The 12,816-nt window shown below is 69.5% G+C and carries 8 protein-coding genes; 6 read left to right on the plus strand and 2 right to left on the minus strand.

The genetic code is table 11. The features are described 5' to 3' along the window. Window positions 1-12: 12 nt before the first annotated feature. From metH to VXC91_RS21270, 4 genes are all read left to right on the plus strand, one after another. Complete coding sequence (gene metH, locus VXC91_RS21255; RefSeq protein ID WP_329508884.1) at window positions 13-3,537, plus strand: methionine synthase; 3,525 nt, start codon at window positions 13-15, stop codon at window positions 3,535-3,537. Window positions 3,538-3,912: 375 nt separating this feature from the next. Then, on the plus strand, window positions 3,913-4,614 hold the full coding sequence (locus VXC91_RS21260; RefSeq protein ID WP_329508885.1) for an HAD family hydrolase: 702 nt from the start codon (window positions 3,913-3,915) through the stop codon (window positions 4,612-4,614). Window positions 4,615-5,033: 419 nt separating this feature from the next. After that, window positions 5,034-6,638, plus strand: a complete 1,605-nt coding sequence (locus tag VXC91_RS21265; RefSeq protein ID WP_329508886.1) for an ABC transporter substrate-binding protein — start codon at window positions 5,034-5,036, stop codon at window positions 6,636-6,638. 136 nt (window positions 6,639-6,774) lie between these two features. Then, window positions 6,775-8,358, plus strand: coding sequence for an ABC transporter substrate-binding protein (locus VXC91_RS21270; protein ID WP_329508887.1), 1,584 nt, complete (start codon window positions 6,775-6,777; stop codon window positions 8,356-8,358). Between the two features lie 113 nt (window positions 8,359-8,471). Here the strand turns inward: VXC91_RS21270 and VXC91_RS21275 are convergent, their stop codons facing one another. Together VXC91_RS21275 and VXC91_RS21280 are read right to left on the minus strand one after the other, a co-directional pair. After that, entirely contained in the window at window positions 8,472-9,143 is a 672-nt protein-coding gene (locus VXC91_RS21275) for a response regulator transcription factor (RefSeq protein ID WP_329508888.1), read from the minus strand. A 14-nt stretch (window positions 9,144-9,157) separates the two neighbouring features. Further along, complete coding sequence (locus tag VXC91_RS21280) at window positions 9,158-10,123, minus strand: RecB family exonuclease (RefSeq protein WP_329508889.1); 966 nt, start codon at window positions 10,121-10,123, stop codon at window positions 9,158-9,160. A 261-nt stretch (window positions 10,124-10,384) separates the two neighbouring features. On the opposite strand from VXC91_RS21280, the gene VXC91_RS21285 reads away from it, so the two are divergent. Together VXC91_RS21285 and VXC91_RS21290 are read left to right on the plus strand one after the other, a co-directional pair. After that, window positions 10,385-12,160 carry a site-2 protease family protein gene (locus VXC91_RS21285; RefSeq protein ID WP_329508890.1) on the plus strand — a complete coding sequence of 592 codons (1,776 nt, stop codon included), beginning with the start codon at window positions 10,385-10,387 and terminating at the stop codon, window positions 12,158-12,160. 97 nt (window positions 12,161-12,257) lie between these two features. Then, window positions 12,258-12,816 (plus strand): tRNA (adenine-N1)-methyltransferase (locus tag VXC91_RS21290; protein WP_408057435.1); only part of this gene is annotated, 559 nt, incomplete at its 3' end.

Here is a 12,816-nt window from a genome sequence, read left to right on the forward strand (position 1 = left end):
GGAGCAGCTTCCATGGCCTCGTTGCCGAACCCGTCCCTTTCGTCCGTCTCCGCCGACAGCCGGCCCCGATCCGAAGCGCTCCGGGAAGCCCTCGCCACCCGCGTCGTGGTGGCCGACGGCGCGATGGGCACGATGCTCCAGGCTCAGGAACCCACGCTCGAGGACTTCCAGGGGCTCGAGGGCTGCAACGAGGTCCTCAACGTCACCCGCCCCGACATCGTCCGCTCCGTCCACGAGGCGTACTTCGCGGTGGGCGTCGACTGCGTCGAGACCAACACCTTCGGGGCCAACCACGCGGCCATGGCCGAGTACGAGATCGCCGGGCGGGTGTACGAGCTGTCGGAGGCGGGCGCCCGGATCGCCCGCGAGGTGGCGGACCGGTTCGCCACCGACGACGGCCGCCCCCGCTGGGTTCTCGGCTCCATGGGCCCCGGCACCAAGCTGCCCACCCTCGGCCACGCCCCCTACACCGCCCTGCGCGATGCCTACCAGCGCAACGCCGAGGGCCTGATCACCGGCGGCGCCGACGCGCTGCTCGTGGAGACCACCCAGGACCTGCTGCAGACCAAGGCCGCCGTGCTCGGCGCCCGCAGGGGCCTGGACGCCCTCGGCCTGGACGTCCCGCTGATCGTCTCGGTCACCGTGGAGACCACCGGCACCATGCTGCTCGGCTCCGAGATCGGCGCGGCCCTGACCGCCCTCGAGCCGCTCGGCATCGACATGATCGGCCTGAACTGCGCCACCGGCCCGGCCGAGATGAGCGAGCACCTGCGCTACCTCGCCCGGCACTCCCGTATCCCGCTGTCCTGCATGCCCAACGCCGGCCTGCCCGTGCTCGGCAAGGACGGTGCCCACTACCCGCTCACCGCCCCCGAGCTGGCCGACGCCCAGGAGACCTTCGTCCGGGAGTACGGCCTGTCGCTGGTCGGCGGCTGCTGCGGCACCACCCCCGAACACCTGCGCCAGGTGGTGGAGCGCGTCCGGGATCTCACCCCCGCCGAGCGCCGTCCCCGCCCCGAACCGGGCGCCGCCTCCCTGTACCAGAGCGTGCCGTTCCGTCAGGACATCTCGTACCTGGCCATCGGCGAGCGCACCAACGCCAACGGCTCCAAGAAGTTCCGCGAGGCCATGCTGGACGGCCGCTGGGACGACTGCGTGGAGATGGCCCGCGAGCAGATCCGTGAGGGCGCCCACATGCTCGACCTGTGTGTCGACTACGTGGGCCGCGACGGAGTCGCCGACATGGAGGAGCTGGCCGGCCGCTTCGCCACCGCCTCCACGCTGCCGATCGTCCTCGACTCCACCGAAGTGGACGTCATCAGCGCGGGGTTGGAGAAGCTCGGTGGCCGCGCCGTGATCAACTCGGTCAACTACGAGGACGGCGGCGGCCCGGAGTCGCGCTTCGCGAAGGTCACCCGGCTCGCTCAGGAACACGGCGCCGCGCTCATCGCCCTGACCATCGACGAGGAGGGTCAGGCCCGTACCCCCGAGAAGAAGGTCGAGATCGCCGAGCGGCTGATCGCCGACCTGTCCGGGAACTGGGGCATCCGTGAGGAGGACATCCTCGTCGACACCCTGACCTTCACCATCTGCACCGGCCAGGAGGAGTCGCGCAAGGACGGCATCGCGACCATCGAGGCCATCCGTGAGCTGAAGAAACGTCACCCGGACGTGCAGACCACGCTGGGTCTGTCCAACATCTCCTTCGGCCTCAACCCGGCCGCGCGCATCCTGCTCAACTCCGTCTTCCTCGACGAATGCGTCAAGGCGGGGCTCGACTCGGCCATCGTGCACGCCTCGAAGATCCTGCCCATCGCGCGCTTCGACGAGGAGCAGGTCGCCACGGCCCTCGACCTGATCTACGACCGCCGTGCCGAGGGTTACGACCCGCTGCAGAAGCTCATGGCGCTGTTCGAGGGAGCCACCGCCACCTCGCTGAAGGCGGGCAAGGCCGAGGAACTGGCGGCGCTGCCCCTGGAGGAGCGCCTCAAGCGGCGCATCATCGACGGCGAGAAGAGCGGTCTGGAGGCCGACCTCGACGAGGCCCTGCGGTCGCGGCCCGCACTCGACATCGTCAACGACACACTGCTGGACGGCATGAAGGTCGTCGGCGAGCTGTTCGGCTCCGGCCAGATGCAGCTGCCCTTCGTGCTCCAGTCCGCCGAGGTGATGAAGTCCGCGGTCGCGTACCTCGAACCCCACATGGAGAAGACCGACGAGGCGGGCAAGGGCACCATCGTGCTGGCCACCGTGCGCGGCGACGTCCACGACATCGGCAAGAACCTCGTCGACATCATCCTGTCCAACAACGGCTACAACGTGGTCAACCTCGGCATCAAGCAGCCCGTCTCCGCGATCCTGGAGGCCGCCGAGGAGCACAGGGCCGACGTCATCGGCATGTCCGGGCTTCTGGTCAAGTCCACGGTGATCATGAAGGAGAACCTGGAGGAGCTCAACCAGCGGGGGCTCGCCGCCTCCTACCCGGTCATCCTCGGCGGCGCGGCGCTGACCCGGGCGTATGTCGAACAGGATCTGCACGAGCTGTACGAGGGCGAAGTCCGCTACGCCCGCGACGCGTTCGAGGGACTGCGTCTGATGGACGCGCTGATCGGGGTCAAGCGCGGTGTGCCCGGGGCGAAGCTGCCCGAACTGAGGCAGCGTCGGGTACGGGCCACCACCGTCGAGATCGAGGAGCGGCCCGAGGAAGGGCACGTCCGCTCCGATGTCGCCACCGACAACCCCGTGCCCACGCCGCCCTTCCTGGGCACCCGTGTCATCAAGGGCATCGCGCTCAAGGAGTACGCCGCCTGGCTGGACGAGGGTGCGCTGTTCAAGGGCCAGTGGGGCCTCAAGCAGGCACGCACGGGGGACGGGCCGACGTACGAGGAGCTCGTCGAGACCGAGGGCAGGCCGCGGCTGCGCGGGCTGCTCGACCGGCTCCAGACGGAGAACCTCCTCGAAGCGGCCGTCGTCTACGGGTACTTCCCGTGCGTCTCCAAGGACGACGACCTGATCATCCTCGACGAACAGGGCAACGAGCGCACCCGGTTCACCTTCCCGCGTCAGCGGCGCGGCCGGCGGCTCTGCCTGGCCGACTTCTTCCGCCCTGAGGAGACCGGTGAGAAGGACGTCGTGGGCCTCCAGGTCGTCACCATCGGCTCCCGGATCGGCGAGGAGACCGGGCGCCTCTTCGAGTCCAACTCCTACCGTGACTACCTCGAACTGCACGGTCTGTCCGTGCAGTTGGCGGAGGCGCTCGCCGAGTACTGGCACGCGCGGGTCCGCTCGGAACTCGGCTTCGCCGGCGAGGACCCGGCCGACATGGAGGACATGTTCGCCCTCAAGTACCGGGGCGCCCGCTTCTCGCTCGGCTACGGCGCCTGCCCCGACCTGGAGGACCGCGCCAAGATCGCCCAACTGCTCGAGCCGGAGCGGATCGGTGTCCACCTGTCCGAGGAGTTCCAGCTGCACCCGGAGCAGTCCACGGACGCGATCGTGATCCACCACCCCGAGGCGAAGTACTTCAACGCACGCTAGTGCTGCGACCGGCAAGGTTCACCGGCAAACCTCTCCGGCCACAGCATCAGCGCGTCCGCGCCTGCCGGCGGCGCCCACGGGCGCCCGGTGCGTCCCCGGGGTCGCGCACCGGCCGGGGTGCGCCCTGGCACACCACGACGGCCCGTGCCCCGTCCGGCCGGGTGCGGGCCGTCGCCCGTGTACCCCCGCCCGTGTCAGGGACCGCGTTCCCACGCGTCCGCGCGCCGACCGTTCGCCCATGTGCGCGATCACACAGCGTGGCACTCCGGTACCGAAGAGCACTGCAATCACGGGCGACGTACACTGGTCGGTCCACCGCAGGCCGGTTCCCTCCGTGGGAACCGGCCTGGTCGTCCCTTCAAGGAGGTACGTCGGATGACCACCACGGTCCCTGCCCTCGGCACCCGTACGGCCGAAGGCTCAGCGCTGCAGGCCGTACTCCTCGACATGGACGGCACCCTGGTGGACACCGAAGGATTCTGGTGGGACGTCGAGGTCGAGGTCTTCGCCGCCCTCGGACACACACTCGAAGAGTCATGGCGCCATGTCGTCGTGGGCGGCCCCATGACACGCAGCGCAGGCTTCCTCATCGAGGCCACCGGCGCCGACATCACCTTCGACGAGCTCTCCGTGCTGCTCAACGACGGGTTCGAGACGCGCATCGACCACAGGCTGCCCCTGATGCCGGGTGCCGCCCGGCTGCTGGCCGAGCTGGCGGCGCACGAGATCCCGACCGCTCTGGTCTCCGCTTCGCACCGCCGCATCATCGACCGCATCCTGGCCTCCATCGGCCCCCAGTACTTCGCGCTGACGGTCGCGGGCGACGAGGTCGAGCGCACCAAGCCGTTCCCCGACCCCTATCTGGTGGCGGCACGAGGGCTGGAGGCGGAGCCGGCCCGGTGTGCGGTGATCGAGGACACGGCGACCGGGGTCGCGGCCGCGGAGGCCGCCGGCTGCCGGGTGATCGCCGTCCCTTCGGTCGCCCCCATCGCTCCCGCCGTCGGCCGCACCGTGGTGACCTCGCTCGAAGAGGTCGACCTGCCATTTCTGCGCAGTTTGATGACGGAAATGCGCTGAACGTTCACGCTGCGTGCTCCGGAATGGACGGATTACCTCCGGCTGTCCAGTCGCATGAATTAATTCCTGGCGTGCGACCGAATTCCGATGCCTGCCCGCAGAGTTGAGGGTGTGACGTTTGCCACATACCGGGGGATCGACAGTGGGCCCCCTGTGTGCTGTTCCACCCTTTCGGATGGCTCGGGTATGTCCTTGTGTCCTGATTGATGAAACGCTGCACTAATCCTTCCTCGGCCGGTTTTCCGATACGTTCCCGGCCGGTTCCACAGCGTGATGGGGGCTCAACTCCGATAGCTGTCAGCCTTCGTGCGAGTTTCGCACTAATCTCATCACGAGAACATCGCCACAACTCCCGTGATCCGCCACGCCACCCTTGCCTGCCGGGTACACGGACTTGACCGCTCTGGAGAAACGCGAGCATGAACCGTAAGACTTTGGTGCTGCCGGCCGTCGCTGGTCTGCTCACCCCCGTCCTCGCCGCCTGCGGCGGGTCCGGCAGCGGGGGCAGCAGCGGTGACGCCATCGTCGTCGGTACCACCGACCGGTTCACCGCCTCCAGCGATGCCCCCGCGCCCATTGACCCGGCGTACGGGTACGACGTGGGCACCTGGAATGTCCTCCGGCAGACCGTGCAGACGCTGATGGTCCAGCCCCGCGGCGACGGTGACCCCGAGCCCGAGGCCGCCGAGAGCTGCGGTTTCACCGACACCGGCAACGAGCGCTACGCGTGCAAGCTGCGCAAGGACCTGAAGTTCTCCAACGGCGACTCGGTGACCGCGGCCGATGTGAAGTTCTCCATCGACCGTGCCCGTGCCATCAAGGCCGACAGCGGCGTCTTCGCCCTGTTGTCCACCATCGACACCATCGAGACAAAGGGCGACGACGAGGTCATCTTCCACCTCAAGACCGCGGACGCCACCTTCCCGTTCAAGCTGTCGACGCCGGTCGCCGGCATTGTCAACCCCAAGGACTACGACAAGAGCAAGCTGCGCGACGGGTTCTCGGTCGACGGTTCCGGGCCCTACACGCTGCAGGCCGAGGTCAAGAACAACGAGATGGTGAAGGCCACCTTCACCAAGAACCCCAACTACAAGGGTCTGCTCACCCCGAAGAACGACAAGGTGGTGCTGGAGTCCTTCAAGGACGCCGACAGCATGGGCGCCGCCCTCGACAAGGGCGACATCGACGTCATGACCCGCACCATGGCGCCGGACCAGATCCGCAAGCTGCAGAACGACACGAACGGCCACGTCAACCTGGTCGAGTTGCCGGGCCTGGAGATCCGCTACCTGGGCTTCAACACCGGCGCCGACTCGGTGAAGAACGCGGCCGTCCGCCAGGCCATGGCGCAGATCATCGACCGTGGTGCGCTGGTCTCCAAGGTGTACGGCTCCGAGGCGCAGCCACTGTACTCGCTCGTCCCGGCCACCATCACCGGCCACTCCAACTCGTTCTTCAACAAGTACGGCGACCCGAGCGTGGCCAAGGCCCGCACGACGCTGAACAAGGCGAACGTCAGCACCCCGGTGAAGCTGACGCTGCACTACACGACCGACCACTACGGTCCGGGCACCGCCAAGGAGTTCGAGGTCCTCAAGCAACAGCTCAACTCGAGTGGGCTGTTCGACGTCAGCGTCGAGGGCACCACTTGGGACAAGTTCCGCCCGGCCGAGATAAAGGGCCAGTACGACGTCTACGGCATGGGTTGGTTCCCCGACTTCCCGGACGCCGACAACTATCTCGCGCCGTTCCTCGACAAGGACAACACCCTCGGCTCGCCGTACAACAACAGCGACATCCGCAACAGCCTGATCCCCGCGTCCCGGCGTGAGGCCGACCGTCTGGCCGCGTCGAAGAGCATCACGGAGATTCAGGACATCGTCGCCAAAGACGTGCCGATCCTCCCGCTGTGGCAGGGCAAGCAGTACGTCGCCACCCGTGACGACATCACGGGCAGCGAGTACGCGATGAACTCCTCCTCCACCCTGCAGCTGTGGGAGCTCGGCCGCGGTGTGGGCAGCTGACCTCATGCCTCGAAGGTCCCCGGGTACCCCCCCGGGTGCCTCCTTTGCGTTCGCGATACGATCCGGTGGCTCCCGCCCGGCCCGGAACATGTCGAGTCCGGGGTCAATCACACAACCGAAGACAAGGCACACGCACGTGAACATGCGCACCCAGTGGCCCGCCCTGTCCGTCGCGACGGGACTGGCCGCCGGCCTGCTCACCGGATGCGGCACCTCAGCGGATGACTCCGGTGGCACCGGCTCCTCCATCGTGATGGGGATGTCCGACGACGTCCTGGCCACCGACCCCGCCTCCGGCTACGACCCGGGGTCCTGGCTGCTGTTCAACAACGTCTTCCAGTCCCTGCTGAGCTTCCCCAACGGCAACACGGAACCGGAGCCCGAGGCCGCCAGGGAGTGCTCGTTCACGGACACGGCGACCAGGGTCTACTCGTGCACCCTCAAGGACGGACTGAAGTTCAGCAACGGCCACCCGCTCACCTCGAAGGACGTCAAGTTCTCCTTCGACCGCATGCTGAAGATCAACGACTCCGCCGGTCCCGCGATCATGTTCCCCATGCTCGCCTCGGTCGAGACACCGGACGCCAAGACCGTCGTGTTCAAGCTGAAGTACGCCGACGCCACCTTCCCCAGCAAGATAGCCTCCGGCGCCGGCTCGATCGTGGACCACGCCGAGTACCCTGCCGGCACACTGCGGACGGACGGGAAGGCGGTCGGCTCCGGCCCCTACAAGCTGGACTCCTTCGGCAAGGACAAGGCCGTCTTCTCCGTCAACTCCGCCTACAAGGGCACCGCCAAGGTGCGCAACTCCGGTGTCACCATCAGGTTCTTCCACGGCGACCAGTCCGCCCTGAAGACCGCCCTCCAGGACAACCGGATCGACCTCGCCTACCGCGGTCTTGCCGCCTCCGACATCGCCGACATCGACAACGACACCTCCACCGGCAAGGGCATCGACGTCGTGGAGGGCTCCAGCGCCGAGGTCCAGCACCTGGTCTTCAACATGGACGACCCGGTGGCCGGGAAGCTCGGTGTCCGCAAAGCCATCACCTACCTCCTCGACCGCGACGCCCTCGTCGACAAGGTGTACAACGACACGGCGACCCCCCTCTACTCGATCATCCCGGCCGGCATCACCGGCCACAACACGGCCTTCTTCGACACCTACGGCGCCCGCCCCTCGAAGGCCAAGGCCGCTGCCTCACTGAAGGCCGACGGCATCACCGGCAAGGTGAAGCTGACGCTGTGGTCCACGCCCTCGCGCTACGGGCCCGCCACCGACGAGGAACTCAAGACGGTCGCCCAGCAGCTCAACGCCAGCGGGCTGTTCGACGCCTCCGTCAAGTCCGTCGCCTTCGACCAGTACGAGAAGGACATCGCCGCGGGCAAGTACGGCGTGTATGTGAAGGGCTGGGTCCCGGACTACCCCGACCCCGACAACTTCACCGCCCCGTTCTTCGGCAAGGGCAACGTGCTGGACAACCGCTACGTGAACAAGACGATCACCGGCGAGCTCATCCCGAAGACGGCCGCACAGAGTGACCGATCGTCGACCGACGACGAGTACGGCAAGCTCCAGGACATCGTCGCCCAGGACGTCCCGGTCATCCCGGTCTGGCAGGCCAAGCAGTACGCCGTCACGCGGGACAACGTCTACGGGCTCGAGTTCTGCCTCGACGCCTCTACGGTGTTCCGGTTCTGGGAGATCAGCAAGAGCTGAGCAGGGACGGTACCGACACGGAGGGCGCCCCCGTCCAGAGGGAGGGGGCGCCCTACGCGCTGCCGGGAGGTCCGGCCGACCGCCGCGGAATGTGCCGGTGAGCCCGCCGCGCGCTACTGCGTGCCCGGGCGCACCAGACCGCTCTCGTACGCGTACACCGCGGCCTGCACGCGGTCCCGCAGCCCCAGCTTGGTGAGCACATGGCCGACGTGCGTCTTGACCGTCGTCTCGCTGACGAACAGGTCGGCGGCGATCTCGGCGTTGGACAACCCCCGCGCCACCAGCTTCAGCACCTCCACCTCGCGCTCCGTGAGCGTGTGCAGCGTGTCCGGAACCGGCTCGTCCCCGGACGGCAGATGGCCCGCGTACTTGTCGAGCAGCCGACGGGTGATGCTCGGAGCGAGCATCGCCTCGCCCGCCGCGACCACCCGGATCGCCTGCACGAGCTCATGGGCGGGAGCGTCCTTGAGGAGGAAACCGCTGGCCCCGGCGCGCAACGCCTCCACCACGTACTCGTCGAGGTCGAAGGTGGTCAGCACCAGCACCTTCGCCGGACCGTCCCGCCCGGGCCCGGTGATCTGCCGGGTCGCCTCCACTCCGTCCATCCGCGGCATGCGGATGTCCATCAGCACCACATCGGGCTGCAGGGCACGCACCTGGTCGAGCGCCTGGAGGCCGTCTCCGGCCTCGCCGACGACCGCGATGTCCTGCTCGGCCTCCAGGATCATCCGGAAGCCCGTGCGCAGCAGCGGCTGGTCGTCGACCAGTAGGACGCGGATGGCCACGTGAGTCTCCTTCGCTAGTCCGCGCCCATTCTGCCCTGCGCGGCGTCACCCGGTTCGGGCACCCCGACCGGCACCCGCCCCCTCTCCCCGGGGTCGCTCTGCGGACCCTCGGCAGAACGCCCGTCGGCCGCCCGCACCGGCAGCGGGTACGGCGGGGGAGTACCACCGAACTCCGGGCACAGGGCCTGGTGATCGCACCAGCCGCACAACTTGGTGGGCCTCGGCCGCCAGTCACCCGTCTCCGTAGCCCGCCGGATCGCCTCCCACAACGCCAGCAGCTTGCGCTCGACGCGCTCCAGATCCGCGAGCACGGGGTCGTACGTCAGCACATCGCCGCTGCCCAGATAGACAAGCTGCAGCCGACGCGGGACGACCCCCTTCAGCCGCCACACCACCAGGGCGTAGAACGTCATCTGGAACAGCGCGCCCTCGGCGTACTCGGGCCGGGGCGCCTTGCCCGTCTTGTAGTCGACGATGCGCACCTCACCGGTGGGCGCCACGTCCACGCGGTCGATGATCCCCCGCAGCCTGAGCCCCGAATCAAGCTCCGCCTCGACGAACAGCTCCCGCTCGGCGGGCTCCAGACGGGTCGGGTCCTCCAGCGCGAACCAGCGCTCGACGAGCTGCTCCGCCTCACCGAGCCAGCGCGCCAGCCGCTCGCCGTCCGGATCGTCGGCGAACAGCTCCGTCACCTCCGGCCTGCTCTCCCGCAACCGGTCCCACTGGCCCGGCACCAGCGACTTGGCGTGGGGAGCGGTCCGCTCGGCGGCCGGCACGTCGAAGAGCCTCTCCAGCACCGCATGCACCAGCGTGCCCCGGGTCGCGGCCTCACTCGGCTTCTCGGGCAGCCTGTCGATCACGCGGAACCGGTACAGGAGCGGGCACTGCATGAAGTCGCCGACACGCGAGGGCGACAGCGACCCCGGGGGCACTGCGGCCTCGGCGGACGGCCCGGCGGCGCCGTCGGTGCTGGTTTCCATGACGACAGACCATACGGCCCGCCACTGACAGTGACACAGCCTCGCCCGGGCAGGGCCCGGCCCCGGCGCCCGGCCCGCCGGCCACCCGACGCTCCGTGCGGTGGCCGAGCGCCCCATGAGACAGGGGTCAACCGACGCGACGACGGGGACAACAGAGGGGGTGCCGGGGCAGAACACGAAGCGACGGCCGCATACCATCGACCACAGGCCCTCCCACCCGGCACGACCGGGGCCGGGAAACGCTTCGATCGAGGGGACATCGTGGACGAGAGCGGCGGGAGCGGACAGCCGCGCCCCGGCAACGACGGGGCGAACGACCGCGAGGCAGCCCCCACGGCGCGAACCGCCGAACCCGCACACCCCGAACCCGAGCGGGACCGCGCACACCGCCCCGCCCCGCGGACGGAACCGGCGGCCTCACGCGATGAGGCCGCAGCGCCCGCGTCCGGTGGACAGGGCGAGGAGCCGGTGGCGGCCGACGCGGAGAACGGGGACAGCGGGCCGACCGGTGCCGCCGGCCCGTCCCGGCAAGAACCGGATGGGCCCCCCGTGACCGGCCCGGCACCGGACCACTCCGACGGCCGAACGGGCTCCCCACCGCACGGCGACCGGTCCGGCACCCCGTCCACGGACGACAGCGCCGCCCCGGACACGTCGGACGCCTCCACGCCCGGGCGCACCCCCGACCACGGTCACCCCACCGCGTCCACTCCCGAGCACGCAGACGGCAGCCGGGCCACCCCGCCGGCCCCGGCCGGCCCCGCGCACCCCCACGACACCGCCGACATCCCGCCGACCGGACACCCCACCGCCCCCCACCCGGCGGCCCGCAGCCTGGCCCACTCCGCACCCGACGGACCAGGACGCCTCCCGCAGCGGCCCAAGGAACCGGGCGGAGGCATCCTCATGGGCCGGCCCTTCGGCGTTCCCGTCTACGTCGCCCCCAGCTGGTTCCTCGTCGCCGCCCTGATCACCTGGGTGTTCGGTGGCCAGCTCGACCGCGTACTGCCCCAACTCGGCGCCGCCCGCTACCTCGTCTCCCTCTTCTTCGCGGTCGCGTTCTACGCCTCCGTCCTCGTCCACGAGCTGGCCCACACCGTGGCCGCCCTGCGCTTCAAACTGCCGGTGCGCCGCATCCAGCTCCAGTTCTTCGGTGGCGTCTCCGAGATCGAGAAGGAGGCCGAGACCCCGGGCCGCGAGTTCGTCCTCGCCTTCGTCGGACCCCTGCTGTCGCTCGTTCTCGCCGGCGTCTTCTACGTGGCCATGCAGCCCGTCCGGCCCGGCACCGTCCCCGGCGTCCTGCTGGCCGGCCTCATGATCTCCAACCTCATCGTGGCCGTCTTCAACCTGCTCCCCGGTCTGCCCCTCGACGGCGGCCGCATGCTGCGTGCCGTCGTCTGGAAAATCACCGGGAGACCCATGAGCGGCACCGTCGCCGCCGCCTGGGTCGGCCGCGCCCTCGCCATCGCCGTACTCGTCGGCCTGCCCCTGCTCACCCAGTCCGGCGCCCTCGGCTCCACCGCCGAGGACAACGTCGGCATGGACACCGTCACCGACGCCCTGCTCGCCGCGATCCTCGCCGCGATCATCTGGACCGGCGCCGGGAACAGCCTCCGCATGGCCCGCCTGCGCGAGCACCTCCCCGAACTGCGCGCCCGCGCCCTCACACGCCGCGCGGTCCCCGTCCAGAGCGACACCCCCCTGTCCGAGGCCCTGCGGCGCGCCAACGAGGTCGGCGCCCGCGCCCTCGTCGTCGTCGACGCCCACGGCGAGCCCCTCTCCCTCGTCCGCGAGGCCGCCATCGTCGGCGTACCCGAACACCGTCGCCCCTGGGTCCCGGTAAGCGGCCTGGCCCAGGAACTCACCGACGGCATGCGCGTCTCCGCGGAACTCGCCGGCGAGAACCTCCTCGACGCCCTGCGCGCCAGCCCCGCCACCGAATACCTGGTCGTCGAGGAGACCGGCGAGATCTACGGCGTCCTGTCCGCCGCCGACGTCGAGCGCGCCTTCGTCAAAGCCATGGCCCGGCCCAACTGAGCCCCTTGCCCGCGCAACCCTTCGCCGCCCGGTCGCCGGGACCCCGGACCACCCGCGCGTGGTCGGCGGCCTCCCCGGCGACCGGTAGGCTGGTCACATGTCCGAACCGACCGGTGCCGCCCGCCGTCGCGGGCCCTTCAAGGTCGGGGACCAGGTACAGCTGACCGACCCCAAGGGCCGCCACTACACGTTCACGCTCGAAGCGGGAAAGAACTTCCACACTCACAAGGGTTCCTTCCCGCACGACGAGCTGATCGGCGCTCCCGAGGGCAGCGTTGTCCGCACCACCGGGAACGTCGCCTACCTCGCGTTGCGCCCCCTGCTCCCCGACTACGTCCTGTCCATGCCCCGCGGGGCGGCAGTCGTCTACCCCAAGGACGCGGGGCAGATCCTCGCCTTCGCCGACATCTTCCCCGGCGCACGCGTCGTGGAGGCCGGCGTCGGCTCCGGCTCGCTCAGCAGCTTCCTGCTGCGCGCCATCGGCGACCAGGGCATGCTGCACAGCTACGAGCGCCGGGCGGACTTCGCCGAGATCGCCCAGCAGAACGTGGAACGCTACTTCGGCGGCCCGCACCCCGCCTGGCAGCTCACCGTCGGCGACCTGCAGGACAACCTGAGCGACACCGACGTCGACCGCGTCATCCTCGACATGCTCG

This window comes from Streptomyces chiangmaiensis, assembly GCF_036281785.1.
In the GTDB taxonomy this organism is placed as follows: Bacteria; Actinomycetota; Actinomycetes; order Streptomycetales; family Streptomycetaceae; genus Streptomyces; species Streptomyces chiangmaiensis.